The sequence below is a fragment of the Nocardia sp. NPDC057455 genome (assembly GCF_042802775.1).
Classification (GTDB): domain Bacteria; phylum Actinomycetota; class Actinomycetes; order Mycobacteriales; family Mycobacteriaceae; genus Nocardia.
In genome coordinates this window covers 1-17,703 of the sequence record NZ_JBHVDM010000090.1, presented here as the reverse complement: position 1 = coordinate 17,703, position 17,703 = coordinate 1, and the positions used below count along the sequence as shown (strand labels likewise).

The 17,703-nt window shown below is 67.1% G+C and carries 17 protein-coding genes; 10 read left to right on the top strand and 7 right to left on the bottom strand.

What is annotated here, in order from left to right; all coding sequences use genetic code 11:
• Nucleotides 1-22: 22 nt before the first annotated feature.
• Together ACFU5M_RS27765 and ACFU5M_RS27760 are read left to right on the top strand one after the other, a co-directional pair.
• The gene (locus tag ACFU5M_RS27765) at nucleotides 23-967 is read left to right on the top strand and encodes an endonuclease/exonuclease/phosphatase family protein (protein WP_379053840.1); all 945 of its coding nucleotides are present in this window, start codon (nucleotides 23-25) and stop codon (nucleotides 965-967) included.
• 277 nt (nucleotides 968-1,244) lie between these two features.
• Nucleotides 1,245-2,684 carry a metallopeptidase gene (locus ACFU5M_RS27760; RefSeq protein WP_379053839.1) on the top strand — a complete coding sequence of 480 codons (1,440 nt, stop codon included), beginning with the start codon at nucleotides 1,245-1,247 and terminating at the stop codon, nucleotides 2,682-2,684.
• Nucleotides 2,685-2,692: 8 nt separating this feature from the next.
• Here ACFU5M_RS27760 and ACFU5M_RS27755 read toward each other — a convergent pair whose 3' ends face one another.
• From ACFU5M_RS27755 to ACFU5M_RS27740, 4 genes are read right to left on the bottom strand one after another with little or no spacing between them, the layout of a single operon-like run.
• Nucleotides 2,693-3,145 carry a 6,7-dimethyl-8-ribityllumazine synthase gene (locus ACFU5M_RS27755; protein ID WP_379053838.1) on the bottom strand — a complete coding sequence of 151 codons (453 nt, stop codon included), beginning with the start codon at nucleotides 3,143-3,145 and terminating at the stop codon, nucleotides 2,693-2,695.
• A gap of 9 nt (nucleotides 3,146-3,154) precedes the next feature.
• Nucleotides 3,155-4,042, bottom strand: a complete 888-nt coding sequence (locus ACFU5M_RS27750; protein ID WP_379053837.1) for an alpha/beta hydrolase — start codon at nucleotides 4,040-4,042, stop codon at nucleotides 3,155-3,157.
• Nucleotides 4,039-5,409: a M20 family peptidase gene (locus ACFU5M_RS27745; protein WP_379053836.1), complete on the bottom strand. Its 1,371-nt coding sequence runs from the start codon at nucleotides 5,407-5,409 to the stop codon at nucleotides 4,039-4,041. The genes ACFU5M_RS27750 and ACFU5M_RS27745 overlap by 4 nt, the downstream gene beginning before the upstream one ends.
• Nucleotides 5,406-7,073, bottom strand: a complete 1,668-nt coding sequence (locus ACFU5M_RS27740; RefSeq protein ID WP_379053835.1) for a CocE/NonD family hydrolase — start codon at nucleotides 7,071-7,073, stop codon at nucleotides 5,406-5,408. The genes ACFU5M_RS27745 and ACFU5M_RS27740 overlap by 4 nt, the downstream gene beginning before the upstream one ends.
• Before the next feature lie 430 nt (nucleotides 7,074-7,503).
• Between ACFU5M_RS27740 and ACFU5M_RS27735 the strand changes: the two genes are divergently transcribed.
• The 4 genes from ACFU5M_RS27735 (at nucleotide 7,504) to ACFU5M_RS27720 (ending at nucleotide 9,297) form a co-directional block, all read left to right on the top strand.
• Nucleotides 7,504-7,713: a DoxX family protein gene (locus tag ACFU5M_RS27735; RefSeq protein WP_379053834.1), complete on the top strand. Its 210-nt coding sequence runs from the start codon at nucleotides 7,504-7,506 to the stop codon at nucleotides 7,711-7,713.
• Nucleotides 7,680-7,943 carry a hypothetical protein gene (locus ACFU5M_RS27730; RefSeq protein ID WP_379053833.1) on the top strand — a complete coding sequence of 88 codons (264 nt, stop codon included), beginning with the start codon at nucleotides 7,680-7,682 and terminating at the stop codon, nucleotides 7,941-7,943. The genes ACFU5M_RS27735 and ACFU5M_RS27730 overlap by 34 nt, the downstream gene beginning before the upstream one ends.
• Before the next feature lie 114 nt (nucleotides 7,944-8,057).
• Entirely contained in the window at nucleotides 8,058-8,501 is a 444-nt protein-coding gene (locus ACFU5M_RS27725; RefSeq protein WP_379053832.1) for a hypothetical protein, read from the top strand.
• Between the two features lie 61 nt (nucleotides 8,502-8,562).
• Complete coding sequence (locus ACFU5M_RS27720; protein WP_379053831.1) at nucleotides 8,563-9,297, top strand: DUF4191 domain-containing protein; 735 nt, start codon at nucleotides 8,563-8,565, stop codon at nucleotides 9,295-9,297.
• A gap of 108 nt (nucleotides 9,298-9,405) precedes the next feature.
• On the opposite strand, the gene ACFU5M_RS27715 is transcribed toward ACFU5M_RS27720, so the two are convergent.
• Nucleotides 9,406-9,861, bottom strand: coding sequence for an RDD family protein (locus ACFU5M_RS27715; RefSeq protein WP_379053830.1), 456 nt, complete (start codon nucleotides 9,859-9,861; stop codon nucleotides 9,406-9,408).
• A 251-nt stretch (nucleotides 9,862-10,112) separates the two neighbouring features.
• Here ACFU5M_RS27715 and glnA point away from each other — a divergent pair, with 251 nt between their 5' ends.
• Nucleotides 10,113-11,549, top strand: a complete 1,437-nt coding sequence (gene glnA, locus ACFU5M_RS27710) for a type I glutamate--ammonia ligase (RefSeq protein WP_040865778.1) — start codon at nucleotides 10,113-10,115, stop codon at nucleotides 11,547-11,549.
• Between the two features lie 162 nt (nucleotides 11,550-11,711).
• On the opposite strand, the gene ACFU5M_RS27705 is transcribed toward glnA, so the two are convergent.
• Complete coding sequence (locus ACFU5M_RS27705) at nucleotides 11,712-12,737, bottom strand: hypothetical protein (RefSeq protein WP_379053829.1); 1,026 nt, start codon at nucleotides 12,735-12,737, stop codon at nucleotides 11,712-11,714.
• Nucleotides 12,734-13,969 carry an FAD-binding protein gene (locus tag ACFU5M_RS27700; protein ID WP_379053828.1) on the bottom strand — a complete coding sequence of 412 codons (1,236 nt, stop codon included), beginning with the start codon at nucleotides 13,967-13,969 and terminating at the stop codon, nucleotides 12,734-12,736. Before ACFU5M_RS27700 ends, ACFU5M_RS27705 begins: the two co-directional genes overlap by 4 nt.
• Before the next feature lie 323 nt (nucleotides 13,970-14,292).
• Here ACFU5M_RS27700 and ACFU5M_RS27695 point away from each other — a divergent pair, with 323 nt between their 5' ends.
• The 3 genes from ACFU5M_RS27695 to ACFU5M_RS27685 all read left to right on the top strand — a co-directional run.
• A complete protein-coding gene (locus ACFU5M_RS27695; RefSeq protein WP_379053827.1) occupies nucleotides 14,293-14,634 on the top strand; it encodes a hypothetical protein in 342 nt (113 codons plus the stop codon).
• 34 nt (nucleotides 14,635-14,668) lie between these two features.
• Nucleotides 14,669-16,672, top strand: coding sequence for a type VII secretion target (locus tag ACFU5M_RS27690; protein ID WP_379053826.1), 2,004 nt, complete (start codon nucleotides 14,669-14,671; stop codon nucleotides 16,670-16,672).
• On the top strand, nucleotides 16,669-17,703 hold a 1,035-nt coding region (locus ACFU5M_RS27685), incomplete at its 3' end, for a hypothetical protein (RefSeq protein WP_379053825.1). The genes ACFU5M_RS27690 and ACFU5M_RS27685, both read left to right, overlap by 4 nt.

Here is a 17,703-nt window from a genome sequence, read left to right as displayed (position 1 = left end):
GGCATTGCCTACGCTCGACCGCATGCGTAAATGGATGGACCGGGCGTTGCTCGGCGTGGGGTGGTGCGCTGTGGCGGCGGGCGCAGTCGGGATCGTGCTGCATTTCGGGGCGTGGGAGCAGCGCGGGCTGGTTTTGCTCGCCTCGGGGGCGTCGTATTTGATGGTCGGCGCGATCGCGGGTGTGGCGCTGTTGCTGATCGCGCGCGGGTGGCGCAGCGCGGCCTTGGCCGGTGTGCCGGCCGTGGCGGTGCTGTGGACGCTCGTGCCCGCGTTCGTCCCGGAGAGCCGGGCCGCGAGCGGTCCCCAGTTGACCGTCATGCAGTCGAATCTGTTGTTCGGCGGCGCCGATCCGGCCGCCGTGGTGCGGGCGGTACGGGACAACCACGTCGACGTGCTGACAGTCGACGAACTGACCGACGACGCGGTCGAGCGGCTGGCGGGCGCGGGCCTGCTCGGCGAACTGCCTCATCACTACACCGAGCCCACGCGCGACGGCGGTGGCGGCACCGGCATCTACAGCCGATACCCGCTGCGGGACACCACGAAGTACGACGGCTACATCCTGCACAACGTCTCCGCGACGATGGATCACCCCGAGCGCGGGCAGATCACCGTCTTCGCGTTTCATCCGGTTCCGCCGCCGTTCGATTTCCCGGCGTGGCAATCCGAGATGCGCAGAACTCGCGAAATCCTCGACGCTCATCGAGGTCCCGCCATCGTGGGCGCCGACTTCAACGCGACCCGCGACCACGCGGCCTTCCGTGACCTGTTGCGCGGCCGCTTCGCCTCGGCGGCGGACCAGACCGGCGCGGGTCTGCTGCCCACGTTTCCCGCCGACCGCAGCTGGGGCCCGGTGATCGGTATCGATCACATCCTCCTGGCCGACGCCACCGCCGAAGAACTGCACACCCTCTCCGTCCCCGGCTCCGATCACCGGGCGCTGATCTCCCACATCCGCCTGCGCTGACCCGGAACGCGGGCGCCGACGGTCGTCGCCTATCCCGAAGCCGCGCCCGCGCCCGCCGAGAACGCGATCTTGCTCGTCACCTCGCGCCACACCATCCGCGCCGGTCACTGATCACCGGTCGCCGTCGAACTCACCTCGCCGCACACCACAGGTACGCGAAGACGCTGCACGCCTTGCGAATCGGGGGCGATCGCGGCGATGCGCGCAGCGCGTCCGCGGCGATTACGATGTGAGCGCTCGGCGGGCCCGAGACGCGGTACTCGGGGAGGCGAGTTCGATGACGATGAACAGGCTGTTCGGTGCGATGGCCGTGCTCACGGTGGTGACCGCCGTGCTCGCCGGTTGTGCGGCGGGGACGAGTGATCAGGCGGCGCAACATGTCTCACCGGAGGCCGACACCTGGGAACTGGCCGGATCGATGACCGCTTCGGGCCCGAACGGCCCGCGCAAGGGCGTGGCGGACGCGCCGCTCACCGCGGAGAACGGCGACGGGGGCGGCATCGACAGGCTGGCCCTCAATGCCATCGCCGACGTGCAGGACTTCTGGGCCACCGAGTACCCCGAGTACTTCCCCGGAAGGTTCAAGCCGGTGACCAGGTACATCTCCTGGGACGCCAAGGCGTCGAAAACCCGATCGGTCGAGTTCTGCAAGTCCGACACCTACCAGGTGGTGAACGCCGCCTACTGCGGCGGCGACCACACCATCGGCTGGGACCGGGGCGTCTTGCTGCCGAAACTGGTGCAGAAGTACGGCGAGATGGCGGTGGTGATGGTGCTCGCCCACGAGTACGGACACGCCATCCAGGGGCAGGCGAAGCTCGCGGGTCTGCTGACCCCGCCGCTGGTGCAGGAACAGCAGGCCGACTGCCTCGCCGGTGTCTTCCTGCGCCATGTGGCCGAGGGGAATTCGGCGCATTTCACACTCAACACCACAGACGGCCTCAACGCCGTGCTCGGCGCCACGGTGGCCGTGCGCGACCGCGACCCGAACGATTCGGAGAACGTGCACGGCTCGGCCTTCGAGCGGGTCACCGCGGTGCAGATCGGCTACACCGACGGCGCCGAGGGATGCAAGAAGATCTCCAGGAAGGAGATCGCGCAGCGCCGCGGGAATCTGCCCACCACGTTCGAGCCCGGCGAGGAGCAGGCACAGCTCCCGGTGGATGCCGCCGCGCTGAGGAGTCTGAGCGAGGCGCTGACCGAGTTCTTCCCGGTCACCCGTCCGCCGCAATTCGACTACTCCGGGGTCGGTCGCGGCTGCTCGGAGGTCACCGTCACCCGGCCGGTGTCGTACTGTCCGGGCGCCAACCGGATCGGCACGGACGTCCCCGCGCTGGCCCGTCGCGGCGGACCGATGGCGGGCGACGACCCGCTCTCGGCGGTCGTGGACGGGGACTACAACGCGTTCGTCGTCTTCGTGTCGCGGTATGTGCTTGCGGTGCAACAGGATCGCAAGTTGTCGCTGACGGGTGCGGAGACGGCCGGGCTGCGCACGGCCTGCCTCAGCGGCGCGGTGACCACCAAGCTGAGCGAGCCGGGCAGTGACCCGCACCTGTCCGCGGGCGATCTGGACGAAGCTGTCTCCGGCCTGCTCGCCGACGGCTCGGCGGCCGCCGATGTGAACGGCAAGGTCGTGCCGAGCGGATACCAGCGGTTGGAAGCATTCCGCACCGGCGTGCTGGACGGCGAGAGCGCCTGTCTGGCGAAGTTCCGGTAGGCGCTTGCTTACACCGGCAGTGACCGCAGCGAGCTGAGCGTGCCAGCCAGCGCGCGGGCCGCCTCGGCGCCTTTGGTGAGGAAGTGCTCGGTGAAGTACGTGACGTGCTCGCTGTGCTCGTGGAAGTGGTGCGGGGTGAGCACGACCGAGAACACCGGCACGTCGGTGTCCAGCTGCACTCGCATCAGCCCGTCGATCACCGCCGACGCCACGAAGTCGTGCCGGTAGATGCCGCCGTCCACCACCAGCGCGGACGCGACGATCGCCGCGTACCGGCCGGAGTGCGCGAGGCGCTTGGCGTGCAGCGGGATCTCGAAAGCGCCGGGCACCTCGTAGACGTCGATGGTGGCGGGATCGAAACCGAGGTCGGCGTATTCGGTGCGGAAGCCCTCGTAGGCCTTGCCGACGATCGAGCTGTGCCAGCTGGCACGGATGAACGCGATGGATCCGGATGTACTCATGTCGGGATACTACTTTCCGGTAAGGTGTGCTTCCAGCCAGCCGACGACGTCGTCGAGGACTTTTTGCTGTTCGGGCTCGTTGAACACCTCGTGGTAGAGGCCCTCGTAGCGGATCACCGTGAGATCCTCCGACCCCGCGCCCCGCTCGATCAGATCGGAGCTGGACGGCGCGGCGATCGCGTCGGCGGTGCCGTGCAGCACCAGCACCGGCACGGTGAGCCGCGCCAGCCGCTGCTTGACCGTGTTCGTCGCGCTCAGCATCTCCGCGCCGGTGCGGGCGGGCAGCTTGCCCCGGTAGACCAGCGGATCGTCGTCGTAGGCCGCGACCACCGCCTGGTCGCGGCTGATCTGCGACGAATCCAGCTTCAGCACACCGAGATTCGGGGTGAACCGGCTCAACACCGGTGCGAGCGTGCGCTGCACCGGATTGCCCGCCGGGATGTCCAGCGGCGGGGCGGACAGCACGATGCCCGCGACGTCGATCGGCGCGCGGGTGGCCAGATACAGAGTGATCAGACTGCCCATCGAGTGCGCGACCACGAAGCGCGGCACGCCGGGCTGCTCACGGCTCGCGATGGCCAGCATGGCGGTGACGTTGTCGGCCGCTGCCGCCATGGAGCCGATATTGGCCTTGTTGCCCGCGGACTCGCCGTGCCCGATGTGGTCCAGGGCGTAGACCGCGAAACCGGCGCCGACCAGCCGCTGTCCGACGTGCGCGTAGCGGCCGGAATGTTCGGCCACGCCGTGCACCAGCACGATCACGCCCCGCGCGGCGCCCTCCGGCAGCCATGCGCGCCAGGCGACTCCGCCGCCGGTCCCGTCGAACTCACCGGACTCGGTGCGGATCGCGGGTGGCTCGGTGGGCGTGGCATCGCCCGCCGTCGGCTCGGTCGTCATGCCTCGGCTCCTGACGTTTCTGGCGTGCCGATCGTCGCGAAATGCTCGATCAGTCGCCGGTTGAACTCGATGAGTCGAGCGTAGTTCACGCGCGAGAGGCGCTCGTCGGTTCCGTGGATGGAGGCCAGGTCGCCCGCTTCCAGCACGATCGGCGCGAAATTGCACCGGGTGTCGGCCAGGTCGTGGTAATGCCTGGAGTCCGTCGCGCCGGGAACGATGCCGGTGGTCACCGCGATACCGGGGACGACGGCGCGGGCGATACCGGCGATCAGCTCGAAGGCGGGGCCGGGGCCTGTGATCCGCGACGGTTCCGACGACATGCCGATCAGCTCGAGGCCGATCCCTTCGTCGCGTACGACTTTCCGGCAGTGCGCGAGCACCGAGGCGACCGTGTCGCCGGGCAGGATGCGGAAGTTCACCATGGCCTCGGCCCGCTGGGGTAGCACGTTCGCGCGCACGCCGCCGCGGATCACCGTCGGCGCCGTGGTGGTGCGCACCATCGCCTCGGTCTGGGGCTGGGCCGCCATCACCCGGGTGATCACCGGGGCGGCGACGCTCGCCAGACCGAGCAGCCGCCGCCGCGTTCCCGGCATGACCTCGCGCATCCGGGCCAGCATGTCCGCGATCACCGGCGTCAGGCGCAGTGGCATGGGATGGTCCTGGATGCGGCCCACCGCCCGCGCGATCCGGCCGACCGCCGTCTGCTTACCCGGCATGGACGAGTGTCCGCCCACCTCGGTGACCGACAACCGCACCGTCGCGTAGCCCTTCTCGCCGAGCATGATCGTCGCCACCGGCTGCCGCACGCCGTCGACGATGCCCGAGGTGATCACCCCGCCCTCGTCCAGCAGCAGCTCCGCGCGCACGCCCGCCATCCGCAGGTGGCCGGCCATCCGCTCGGCGCCGTCGCCGCCGAAGACCTCCTCGTCGTGCCCGAACGCCAGGTACACGGTATGCCGGGGCCGCAGGCCCGCGGCGAGCGCGGACTCCACCGCCTCCAGGATGGCGAGCACGCGGCTCTTGTCATCGATCGCGCCACGGCCCCAGATGTATTCGTCGTCGACCACCCCCGCGAACGGCGGGTGGGTCCAGCGCTCGAGGTCGTCCACCGGCACCACATCCTGGTGCGCGAGCAGGATCGCGGCCACCCGATCGGGCTCGGCGCCCGCCCAGCGATAGAGCCTGCTGTGCGCGAACCGTTGCAGCTCGAGCTCGGCGTGTACCCGGGGGAAAGACGCCCGCAGGTGCGCGTCGAGGCGTTCGAACGCCGCGCTGTCGGCGTCGCGCGGGTCGTCGGTGGACACCGTCGCGCACCGCAGGGCGGCGGCGAGGCGTTCGGCGGTCAGGTCGTCGACCGGTTCCGTCATCGGTCACCGGTGCGGTCGGGCAGATTCATGGACACCGTTGCATTGTTCAACATGCTCGGGTCGAGGGCGATCGTCTTCTCGTTTCGCCACTTCACGATGCCTTCGGTGAGCGCACCCGGCAGGTCCGGACGACGCGTTCCGGTCAACAGGGGCAGTTCGATGCTCGCGGACGTCACCGCCACCGGGGCGAAGGCGGGGGAGTGCGACCACACGTCGTCGACCACGTCGGTGACCCGCACGCCGATCCGGTGACCGGCCGGGATCGGCCAGTCCTGACCGAGCAACCGGACCTCGGCGGCGTCGCTGACGGGCGCTATCCCGCGGGTGATGACGGTCGCGCGCAGATCGGGTGCGATGTCGTAGAGCTCGACCGCGACCGTCGCGCTCGCCGGGCCGCTCAGCCGGAGGGTGGCGGTGGGGATGCCGGACAGGTGCTGGTCCCCGCTCAGCGGCGCGGAGACCGACCAGATCTCCCGGTCCGGTCCGGGGACCAGACCGCGGTCGGTGTATTCGCCGGTCCGCAGTTCGACCGGGACACGCCGCGCGTCGGCGGGCGGCCAGGCGGTCTCCGCGCGCCAGCGTCCGTCGAACTGGCCGACGGTGATCTTCGGCCCGGGAACCGCCACGTCACGGCCCGCCACGTGCTTGTCGAAGAACGCGAGCAATTCGGAGTCGAAGTGGGGTGTGCCGCATTTGTCGTGGCAGGTGCGGTGTCCCCACTGACCGAACCAGGCACGGTGTTCGCCGGGCCCGAGGCCGTTCCACAGGTCGAACACTCGATAGGCCCGGGTGTTGTAATCGACGAAGCCCTGACCGAGGAAGAGCGGGATCGTGTTCCCGCGCAGTCGCGGGACGAGGTCGCGGTCGCGCCAGAAGGCGGTGTCGGGGTTGTGGTCGCCGACCTCGGCCAGGTACTGCCGATAGCACTGCCACGGCAATTGCGTCGCGTTCGCTCGATATTCGCCGGAGTCCTCTGGGCGAGGTGGTGTCGAGGCGATGAGCAAGTGCTCCAGCCCCGCGAAGTCGGCGGGGCGCACACCGCTCTCGGTGATCGGCTTGCCGGAGAACTTCCAGGAGACGCCCCGCATGTACAGGTAGGAGTACGGGTCGACGACCGGCTCGAACGCGCCCACCGCGGCGAGGCCCTCCGGCGCCGCGGCCATGCCCATGAGACCGGTCCAGGCTTCGTACGACGTGCCGAACAACCCGACCTTCCCGGTGGACCAGGGCTGACCCGCCGCCCACTCCACCGCGGCGGCGACATCCGCGCGTTCACCGGGGCCGCCGAAGTCCGGGCAGCCATCGGAACCGCCGAACCCGCGCAGGTCGACGATGACGTAGGTGTAGCCCGCGGTCAGGAACAGTTCGGCGGTGAGATTGTCGGTGGACGGGCCCCCGGTGACGCGCGGTTCGCTCAGGTACGCCAGATGCGCGCGATACGGGCTGACGGTGAGGATGACGGGGGTACGCGTGTCGTCGGAGACACCGGCCGGGCGCAGAACGTCCGCGTGCAGCCGGGTGCCGTCCGTGCCGTCGATGAACGTTTGTTTCCACTGATAGGGCACCGGCAGCGGCTCGGCGGCGGCGGTCACCGGGGTGAACGCTGCCAGCAGCAACAGCAGGCCGCACACGGCACACGACAGGACGACTCGTTCGGTCACCATAGGACTATCGAGTTTGCCCGGACAGCCGTCCAGCCCCCGGAACCGGGGTATTCGTCCAGTAGCCGGGCAGGCACGCGTTCAGCATCGCCCCGCTGGATTACCGACGAACGCCGAAGTGAGGCTGCGAGCGCGTGCACATGCCTCGGCGCTGCGGTCGCACGCGGTGGCGCAGACGTTCGCCGACCGAGCCCGGGCCGCACGACTCGCCCTGACCGACGGTCGCCCGGGTGCGGTGTGCGCGGCACGCCGCATGTCGTCTTCGCCGGGGGGCGCATCCTCGCCATCGACCTGGTCGCGGAGACTCTCGCGCGGATGGCGCTCGAGAGTTCGGCGAATGGAAGGGGCGCTCCGTCACATTCCGGTCGTGGCGGCGGTCAGGGTAGTGACGGCGCGACCGGGTCGTGCCGCGGGGAGAGAAACAGGCAATCACATGGGTAAGACACGATCGGTCGCATTCTGGACCACCACCGCGGTGACAATCTTCATTCTCGGTTCCGGCGGCGTCGCCGACCTGTCGCACGCGCCGAGCACCCGAGCGGGCATGACCGAGCTGAGATATCCGGCCTACGTGATGACCATTCTGGGATCCTGGAAATTCTCGGCGCGATGGCGCTTGGGGCACCGCGTTTTCCGCTGGTGAAGGAATGGGCTTACGACGGAACGTTTTTCGACCTCACCGGTGCATTCGTCTCGGATATCGCGCACGGATCGGCGGTCGTCCACCTTTTCTACACGGGAAGCTTCGCGATCTGCGCGGTCGCGTCCTGGGTGTTGCGCCCGGCGAGCCACAAGCTGAGCGCGCCGGTGTTCCGCCGATACGGGCAGGTCACCACGGTGGGAGAGGCGCCACGGGCTTCTGCGGCCTCGTGACGGTGTAGCGAACGGCTATGATTCGGCCCAACGCGCCGGTGTCCCAATGTATTCCCTCTGGTGTCCGATGGGGGCGGCGTATGATCAGGCCGGCGCCGAGACCCGGGGGGAAGAATGAGCGAGCCGGCTACCGCGGACTGGGAACGGTTCGTGCAAGCGCTGGCGCACTGTCTCTCGGAGTTGCCCTCACGGGCGACCCTGATCATCGCCGCTCCCGGAAATCGCTATGTCCAATTTGTCCAATATGACATCAAATTGTCCGCTGAACTGGCCGGCAACCATTACCTGAGCGATCCGATACCGGAGACGGCCGCGCAGGAGTTGCGCGCACTGGGCTGGCACGAGCCGGCGGTGCGGCGTGACGAGGACAACTGGACCAGGACCCTCTTCTGGCCCATCGCGCCGAACGGCCTGCTCGAGTTCGCCCGCTCGGTTGCCGTCGGCCTGCGCGACGCCCTCGGCGTGGCGACCCCGGTCGAGTTGCGCGCGATGGGCTGGACCGAAGCGTCGGGCGACCTGGATCTCACTGTGCTCGGTCCGATCGCCCGCCGCGGGTGAGATCCACCGGGCCGCTGTCCCACGGCAAAGCCGCGACTACCTGGGCACTATTCTGAGAGACATGGCAGCAGGCAAGCCCACCAAGGAAGCGAAGGCCGCGGCGAAAGCGGCCCGCAAGCAGCAGTCGAGAGAACGCCGCAAACAGCTGTGGCAGGCGTTCCAGATGCAGCGCAAGGAAGACAAGCTGCTGCTGCCGCTGATGATCGGCGCCGTGGTCGGCATCACCGCCGTCTTCGTGGTGATCGGCCTCGTCTTCGGGCTGACCTGGTTCCTGGTCCCGCTGGGCGTGGTGCTCGGCGCGCTGGTGGCGTTCATCATCTTCGGCAGGCGGGTGCAGAAGAGCGTCTACCGCAAGGCCGAGGGCCAGGCGGGCGCTGCGGCCTGGGTGCTGGACAACCTGCAGGGTAAGTGGCGGGTGAGCAACGGCATCGCCGCCACCACCCAGTTGGACGCGGTGCACCGGGTGATCGGCCTGCCCGGCGTGGTGCTGGTCGCCGAAGGATCCCCGCAACGGGTCAAGTCGCTGCTCGCCCAGGAGAAGAAGCGCACCGCCCGGCTGATCGGCGACACGCCGATCTACGACGTCGTCATCGGGAACGACGAGGGCCAGGTTCCGCTCAAGGACCTGCAGCGCTACCTCACCAAGCTGCCGCGCAACATCGACACCAAGCGCATCGACCTCATCGAGGGCCGGCTGTCGGCCCTCAGCGCGCGCGGGGGGCCCGCCCTGCCGAAGGGGCCGATGCCCGCCGGCGCCAAGATGCGCGGCATGCAGCGGACCATCCGCCGCCGCTGATCCCGCTCGAAAGGCCCGCTTCCGAGGATGCGGGCCTTTCGTCTGTCACCGCTTCGCGAAGACACGGCTCGAGTAGTGTCCGGTTCGCGCTACCGAGCGGACTCGCGTTCAGCGCGCATGCACCAGCGCCGTGCCGGTCGCGCGGTCGTGCATGCCGCGTCCGTCGGCGTCGGTGAACAGCGCGGGCACCACGAACAGCAGCAGAACCTGCCTGGCCAGCGCCCGGACGAAACCGACCGGCGCGTTCGCGTCGATGCGCACCGTCCGCAGCCGCAGGAAGTACTGCCCCGGCGTGAACCCGAACAGCGTGACCGCGCCGACGCCGATGACGAACCAGATCAGCAACGTCAGGCTCGACGCCGAACCGCTGCGGACGATCAGCGCCGCGATGCCGAGCGCGATCATCCAGTCCACGAACAAGGCGGCGATGCGGCGCCCCATACCGGCCAGCGAGCCCGCTCCGGCCTTCGGCAGCCCGAGTTCCGCACCGGGGAACTCGGGGGTTGCCGGGCCGCCGGAGTCGGCCGGAGGTCCGGAGAGCCAGGAGCCGGTGATGCGTGCCATGCCCCCAGAATAGGCGCGGCCGGACCTGTGGCCGGGATCGCATAAGCGGAGTTCAGCGTCGGCGAGCATGTCGGCGGGGGTGGGATTACCATGCAAGTCGAGTCCGGGTGGTCAGTACCACGCTGCCTGACGCACGTGTAACACCGGCGAAACACATCCTTGACTGCAGGGAAACACGGCATCCATAGCGTCTGGTCGCGACGAACCCATGCAAGCGACACTGGCTGGGAACCGATCCGTAAGGAGAACAAGTGACGTTCAGCACGGCCGACGAGGTCATCAAATTCATCGCTGATGAGGACATCGAGTACGTCGACATCCGGTTCAGCGATCTGCCCGGTGTGCAGCAGCACTTCTCGATTCCGGGGAAGGCCTTCACCACCGACCTCGCCGAGGAAGGGCTAGCGTTCGACGGCTCCTCCGTCCGTGGGTTCCAGTCCATCGATGAGTCGGACATGCTTCTGCTGCCCGACTTCTCCACCGCGCGCGTCGACCCGTTCCGCGCCGCCAAGACGCTGAACCTGAACTTCTTCGTGCACGACCCGTTCACCCGTGAGGCCTACAGCCGCGACCCGCGCAACATCGCGCGTAAGGCGGAGGAGTACCTGCGCTCCACCGGCATCGCCGACACCGCGTACTTCGGCGCCGAGGCGGAGTTCTACATCTTCGACTCCATCCGCTACGACTCGTCCATGAACGGTGCCTTCTACGAGATCGAATCGGTCTCGGGCTCCTGGAACACCGGTGCCGAGTTCAACCCGGACGGCACCCTGAACCGTGGCTACAAGGTGCGCAACAAGGGCGGTTACTTCCCCGTCGCGCCGTACGACCACTACGTCGACCTGCGCGACAAGATCTCGACCAACCTGCAGAACGCGGGCTTCGAGCTCGAGCGCGGCCACCACGAGGTCGGCACCGCCGGTCAGGCCGAGATCAACTACAGGTTCAACACCCTGCTCGGCGCGGCCGACGACCTGCAGCTGTTCAAGTACATCGTGAAGAACACCGCGTGGGCCGAGGGCAAGACGGTCACCTTCATGCCGAAGCCCCTCTTCGGTGACAACGGCTCGGGCATGCACGCCCACCAGTCGCTGTGGAAGGACGGCAAGCCGCTGTTCCACGACGAGGCCGGCTACGGCGGCCTGTCCGACATCGCCCGCCACTACATCGGCGGCATCCTGCACCACGCGCCTTCGCTGCTGGCGTTCACCAACCCGACCGTGAACTCCTACCACCGTCTGGTGCCTGGTTACGAGGCCCCCATCAACCTGGTGTACTCGCAGCGCAACCGCTCCGCCGCGGTCCGCATCCCGGTCACCGGCAACAACCCGAAGGCCAAGCGCATCGAGTTCCGCGCACCGGACTCCTCGGGCAACCCGTACCTGGCGTTCGCCGCAATGCTGATGGCCGGCCTGGACGGCATCAAGAAGAAGATCGAGCCGCTGGCCCCGGTCGACAAGGACCTCTACGAGCTCCCGCCGGAGGAGGCCAAGAACATCCCGCAGGCCCCCACCAGCCTCGCGTCGGTCATCGACCGCCTCGAGCAGGACCACGACTACCTCACCGAAGGCAACGTCTTCACCGAGGACCTGATCGAGACCTGGATCACCCTGAAGCGCGAAGGCGAGATCGCCCCGGTGAACCTGCGGCCGCACCCGTACGAATTCGAGCTGTACTTCGACGTGTAAGCCTTTCCGGGGCTTCTGACTTGCGGCGGAGCATCCAGACCAAGATCTCCGTCCGCAGGAAGTTCCAGCGAGTCCGCTCGTTCCGCGATCACTTCACCGATCTCGGAGCGGGCGGACTCGTCCGCGTTCGGCAACAGTACGGGTAGGCGCGACAGTGGCGTACTACGCGTTGCTCCAGGTGGGGCTGCCGTAGACGTTGAGTTTGCCGATACCGTGGTCGGCGGAGAAACCTAGTCCGACCCCTGAATAGCGCCAGGTTGCCCCGGTCGACTCCGCGGCCCGTGCAAGCGCATCGACCGCTTCGGTGGTGCCGTGGTGCCGGGAGGCGAGTTCGCGCGCGAGTCCGGTCAGGTCGTTGTCGCTGCGCCCGAGCAAGGAAAGCCCGAAGCTGGGGGCGTCCGCACCGCGCGAACAGCACACGAACAAGTCGTGCTGATGCAGTTCGGTCGCCTCGATGCCGGACCGAGCGAGTTCGGACAGTGCCTCCCATGCCGGATGGCCGAAGTATCGAACCAGCTTCATCGGCACGGCGGCATCGCCGTAACGGGTTCGCAGGTAGATCTTGTACTTCACGTCGCCGAGCGCGTCCACTTCGAGCGCGGCGATCACCGGCTTGATCAGTTTCTCGTGGTCGGGTACCGGCATCAATCCGGCGAATGCGGGCCATGCATCGCACAACCGACGCAGCGCTCCGGGCACGATCGTCGGATAGCCGTACACCTTCAAACGGGCGATATGCTGCGGCGCCGCAGCATGATGGACAACGCCTATCCACGTCGCGGAGCGATGCCGAGGGGAAACCGCCGCCGGATCGGGGTACAGCGTAGTGACAAAGCACTGCAGCATGTCGGCGACCGTCTTGTCTCCGTTCGGAAGCCATGCGACCAGATCACGTATCGCGGCGACCTGCGCGGCGAGGCGAGAGGCGAAGTGCGTCTCCTGGGTCTCCGTCTCGGTGGCGTAACGAATGACAGGCGCCACCTTGCCTCGACTGCCGGACACACTCGCTTCGAACGGAAGGCCGGAGACGGTCAGCAGACTGGCTCGGTGTCCATCCGGCCCTCGCTCGTGGAGTTGCCCTCCACAGGCGCGTTCGATGATGGCGCGGATCGGCGCAGGATCGCAGTGAAAAGCCAACCGCTCGGCCAAGTCGACCAGGTAGTCTCCTGCGGCTCCAGACGAGGTCATGGTCGGCATTGATCGTTCCGGATGGGCGCTGCGGGAGACGAAGAGCTGAGGACCGGTCCGGCGAGGGCCGCCCGCGCGAGCGGGAGGTGTGCGTTGACATGTTCCAGGCGATGGGCCGAGCGCAGCTGTGCGAGCCGACTCAAGTCGGTGCCGTAAAGTCGCTCGGTCAGCGCGGGGTCGAGGTCGTTGGACCCATAGAGGTAGGGACGGCCGCCCAAGTCGAGACAACGCTCCAGAAGGCCGCGGAACACGGTTCGAGTTGCGGCAACTGCGGCCGGGTCGCGGTGTACCGACGTGTACAAGCCCACCCCGATCGAGACGGGGGCCGTGCCGACCGGCGTGAAGGGGAACTGGACCGCGTCGGAGGGGCGGCGCACGATCAAAATCCACCACATGTCGAGTCCGCGGTTCGATGGAACTCGGTGTCGTGATGCATTTACGGCCGCGAGCATCGGCGCGAACGTGCCTGCGGGCACGAGGTAGTCGGTGCACAGGCGCACATGGTCGGGGGGCGGAGCAACGGTCCGCGCGGTGCCGTAGTTTCCGCGCAACGACAGATCGGAGACAATCGCACAGTCCTCGCCGCCACATCGCTCTGGACCGCTGCCGTGCCATCCGGTGGCGGAGTGGATCATGCCGGATCGCACCGACGCGTAGTACACATCGATATCATCGCGCTGCGCGATCCGTTCGGTGTGCTCCACGAGGTCGTTCAATGTGTCGTGCCGTGTGCGGTGTAGGTGGGTCTCGCGGTGGTACGGCACCGTGCGCAGCACCGCCCGTTCGATCAACCCGACCGTGCCCAGACCGCCGAGCGCGAACCGGAACAGCTCGGGATGGTCGGTGCGTGAGCACCAACGGCTGGTTCCGGTTCCATCGATCAACTGGATTCGTTCCACGTGATCGACCTGCATGCCGTAGCCCATCGAGCCGATGCCGATGCCGCCGACCGAGAGGGTGCCACCCACCGACATGTGCAGGTAGTCGGGAAGTACAGGAATTGCCGCGCCGCGGCGATTGAGATGTCGCTCCAAGCCGTACCAGCTCATCCCGGCGGGAACCTCGATCAGGCCGTCACCGAGGTCCCGCACTTGCTGAGCAGCGGCCTCCGGCGCGTAGGTGACGAGCATGTCTCCATCGGTGACGGTCTGTCCATCACAGGAGTGCCCCGCGCCGCGCAGAGTCAACGGCTGGCCGGAGCCGAGTAGTGCGGAGGGAAACGCGGAGGGCATGCGGTGGACTGCCCGCGGGACGGCGCGCCGGATGCCGCCGAAGTCGGTGGTGAACGAGTCGATGGGGGCCTCACGGATCTAGTGGTCTCATCTGCGGGAAGCCAGTGCCGACCCGAGTATGAGCGGTTCCCGCTGATGGGAATAATGGTCTGCCGGGGTGCCGCATTCTGGAGGTGGCCGGCCGGGGCGCTAGGCGACGGCGTTGCCGAGATTTGTACGAGTCAGGGGCGGCTGGGCGGTCGCTGCACAAGCGGGCGTTCTGCCCCGCGGATGAGTGAGGATTCATGAGAGAAGTCCACCCCAACGTCCGCGCGGGACTCAGCATGGCCAGGGAGCTGCGGCACCGCATCGCTGACATGCGCGAACGCGCGGATGCGATCGTCGCGCGCCGCCCATCCCCCAGTGGGTTGGTCATACCCGAGGTCGACGCGAAGGGACGGCTGCGGGATCTCTACCTGGCGCCCGGAACCTGCGCCCGGTTTGCCAATCAGGAACTTGCCGCCGAAATCATGGCCGCTATCACCGAGAGCGCCGAAGATGCCCGACGGCAATACCATTTCGCTATGAACAACCCCGAGAACCTGCCGCGGCCCTTCGCTGACGTCATGGCGGAGTGGCAAACCGGCAGCGATCCGGTCCCCAACTTTGGGAAGGCGGAACAATAAACGCGAGATAGCAGGCGGGAGGGATCGACGGAGCATGCCCAATTACCTGGATGTTGAGCCAGATCAGCTGCGCAGCATCGCCGAGCAGCACGATCTGCTCGCGGCGGACATCCGGAAGTGGGGCGAAATCCCACATGACTGGCTCGCCGAGTTCGAACCCACGTATGGCATGATCGCCGACCCGGTGCGCGCGGCTTTGGTGGACTATTACAACAGGCGTCACGAGTCCGCGGAGCGTCTCGCCACAAAACATGAGCGTACGCGCGACGAATTGCTCGCGGCTGCCGAAGCGCTCGAAAATGCCGACAATTCCGGCGGGCAGCAAATCAGCCATGCGGGTGGCTTCGATGGAGCGCCTCGGGGCGGTCCGGCGCCGGGCGCAGCCGACGATCGCCCGACGCCGGTGGAACCCGGCCCCGAGGCGCCGATCAGCCACGGCTCTCAGCCGCCGCAGCAGCCCTCTACCACTACACCAACTGCGTCTGAGACGCCGGGTCGAACTGGGAACCTCGATCCCTCGCCGGTGCCGCCCGCCGCGCAGGTGCCGCCCGCCGCGTCGGCGCCGCAGCCCTACGGTGCTGTGCCGTCCGGAGTCTCCGCACCGACCGGCGCGATGCCTTTCATGTCCGGCGTGTCGGAGCCCGATGCCGCTGATGTGTCCGACCCCGGTGGAGTCGAAAGATCGGTCGATCCGCTGCCGACAAGCGGTGTCTCCGACACTGCGGTCGACCCGAACGGTGGTGCGGCCGCAAGGGAAGGAATGCTCGCACCGGTCATGGCGGGCCCGAGTCAGGGACCCGTTCCTGGAAGTGGTGCGGATGCCTCCGTTCGACCGCCCGCTCCACTCCCGGCCGGCCCGTTCGCGGCAGCGCTTCACACGGCCGAGAATCGGCGCGCCCACCCGTCTTTATCGGTGGGCGAGCGGGCCGAAGACGACCTGGCACTCGCTCGCACCCTGCTTGCCGGGGTTCTGTCCGCGGTAGGAGATTCGGCCCCGAATCTCGACTGGGGAGTGGGCGTGGGGCGGACTTCGGCTGGGCCCTTGGTTCTGCTGACTTCCACCGAGGGCCGTGGCTGGCTGCCGCCGGGACTATTCCTCCCTGCGGAGGTCGTCATACCGTGGAGGTGGACCACTATTCTCGGCACTGCGGACCGGGAGACCGTCGCTGCTCTGGAAGGGACCGCCGACCCGGCCCGAATGCTCGCCGAATTCTTCTTGTCGGTGAGCCGGCGCAGGGCCGGGCGCATCAGTGCCCTGGTGTCGTCCACAGCCATACCGGACAACCTGCGCATGGCACTCGGTGACGATGTCGCGATCGAGGATCGGGTGTCCGCCGCCGAATGCGCCGTCGACCTCACCTCCCCGGGGATCGGACTGCTCGACCGGCTCGCGCTGGCCGGGTCGGACGAGTCGCTGTCGCAGGCCTCGGCGGTACCGGAGGCGGAAATACGGGACAAGTGCATCGAATTGGCGCGTGCGGCGGATGCGCGGGTACGCACCGCGATCGCTGGGATCGGCGGGGAGAGTTCCTTTCACCGTGCCCCGATCCTCGATGCGCTGCATGCCGGTCTGCCCATCCCGGCGCACTGGTGGGACGAGATACGAGTTGGTGATGCAATGACGGCGGCCGCACTGCAGGCACGGCGGATCGATGTGTCTCACATGCCTGTCGGCGGCGTTTCCCTGAATGTAACCGGTACCGAAATCCAGCGCGGCATGGTATTCGATCGCCGTGCTGACGAGCTGCTGCTGTTGCTCGCCGCGGGCGAGCCCGATCGACAAACTCTGCGGGATGCGCTGTATGCGTACGGTCAGATAGCAGAACACCCTTTGCTGCCGGCGGCAGCGCGTGTCGTGGCGACCGAGACGCCCCGCAGGAGCGCGGCAGTTCCCGATGCCGTATTCGCCCCCGGGGTCGAGGCCGGCACTCGCGGTGTGAGTTCCATCGGCCACGGCGGAACTCCCCCCTCCGTTGCTGGATTGTTGGGTGGTCCGGCGGGGTCCGAGAGCTCCGGTGAGCAGAGGAGAGCCTTATGAGCAAGGTAGACGACGTCGTCGGTCAGATCAAAAAAGACTACGAAGCAGCGGGTTGGGATAGCGTCGGTTTCCAGGACGACCAGGCCAAGCATTCGTTGGACAAGCTGGCCGGCCTGAATTCGACCGAGTTCAAGGAAGCGTTCGACCGGCTTCGGGACGTCAAGCATTCCGACAGTTATGAATACACTTTGTTCGAACAGCTCCTCAAGGATGCCGGTGACCTCAAGGGCAAACCCGAATACAAGGATCTCGTCAAAGCGCTGGAAAGCGGAAACCCGGACGACTACCTGAAAGTCAAGAAGGGCAAAGAGGACGACGCCGCGAAAGTCGAATACGAAGACTACGGCTTCGAAAAATTCAAAAGTGAGAAAAAGCATGCGCAGTATGTCGACTTGTATCAGCCGAAAGGGGCCAGCGAGGCGCTGAAGCTTCTGATCAAGGACACCGAGTTCACCATGCAGTGGGATTTCGATACGCTCGGTCTCGGTAATCCGAAGGCCGCACCCGACTTTACGCAGGTGCTCGACGGTGAGCAGGTCACCTCCGCGGACGGCTGGTCTGGCGTCAGAACCGCGCACAAGGATTTGAAGGAACAGCTGGAAAAGCGGCAGAACACGTACACCGGCGATCATAAAGACGTCACGAGTACCACGTACGACTCCAAGATCACGGGTTCCGATGCGTTCAAGGCGCTCGTGCGGATCATGAACGAACTGAACGACGATCTCAAGTATGAGCCTTCGGGTCTCACGCGCACCGGCAACCAGCTCACGGAAGGCTCCGGAGGTCCGCCTACTTCCGACATGCAGATTCCCGTATACGAGAAGAATACGGATGAGAACAGTGGCAGTCACGACAAATGGTTCCTGACTGCGGAAGCGGAGCAGAGGTACTACGTCCGAGCCATCGACGATGCTGTCGAAGAATGGGACAAGGTATACGGGGACGCGACGAAGAAGTATCAGCAACAGGCCGAGAACGTCGACAACAAGAACGCCGGCGATCACAACAATAATAATAATAACAATAAT

Coding starts and splice junctions, on each gene's coding strand:
- ACFU5M_RS27765 (WP_379053840.1), top strand. CDS start 23: ATGCGTAAATGGATGGACCGGGCGTTGCTCGGCGTGGGGTGGTGCGCT.
- ACFU5M_RS27760 (WP_379053839.1), top strand. CDS start 1,245: ATGACGATGAACAGGCTGTTCGGTGCGATGGCCGTGCTCACGGTGGTG.
- ACFU5M_RS27755 (WP_379053838.1), bottom strand. CDS start 3,145: ATGAGTACATCCGGATCCATCGCGTTCATCCGTGCCAGCTGGCACAGC.
- ACFU5M_RS27750 (WP_379053837.1), bottom strand. CDS start 4,042: ATGACGACCGAGCCGACGGCGGGCGATGCCACGCCCACCGAGCCACCC.
- ACFU5M_RS27745 (WP_379053836.1), bottom strand. CDS start 5,409: ATGACGGAACCGGTCGACGACCTGACCGCCGAACGCCTCGCCGCCGCC.
- ACFU5M_RS27740 (WP_379053835.1), bottom strand. CDS start 7,073: ATGGTGACCGAACGAGTCGTCCTGTCGTGTGCCGTGTGCGGCCTGCTG.
- ACFU5M_RS27735 (WP_379053834.1), top strand. CDS start 7,504: ATGGGTAAGACACGATCGGTCGCATTCTGGACCACCACCGCGGTGACA.
- ACFU5M_RS27730 (WP_379053833.1), top strand. CDS start 7,680: ATGGCGCTTGGGGCACCGCGTTTTCCGCTGGTGAAGGAATGGGCTTAC.
- ACFU5M_RS27725 (WP_379053832.1), top strand. CDS start 8,058: ATGAGCGAGCCGGCTACCGCGGACTGGGAACGGTTCGTGCAAGCGCTG.
- ACFU5M_RS27720 (WP_379053831.1), top strand. CDS start 8,563: ATGGCAGCAGGCAAGCCCACCAAGGAAGCGAAGGCCGCGGCGAAAGCG.
- ACFU5M_RS27715 (WP_379053830.1), bottom strand. CDS start 9,861: ATGGCACGCATCACCGGCTCCTGGCTCTCCGGACCTCCGGCCGACTCC.
- ACFU5M_RS27705 (WP_379053829.1), bottom strand. CDS start 12,737: ATGACCTCGTCTGGAGCCGCAGGAGACTACCTGGTCGACTTGGCCGAG.
- ACFU5M_RS27700 (WP_379053828.1), bottom strand. CDS start 13,969: ATGCCCTCCGCGTTTCCCTCCGCACTACTCGGCTCCGGCCAGCCGTTG.
- ACFU5M_RS27695 (WP_379053827.1), top strand. CDS start 14,293: ATGGCCAGGGAGCTGCGGCACCGCATCGCTGACATGCGCGAACGCGCG.
- ACFU5M_RS27690 (WP_379053826.1), top strand. CDS start 14,669: ATGCCCAATTACCTGGATGTTGAGCCAGATCAGCTGCGCAGCATCGCC.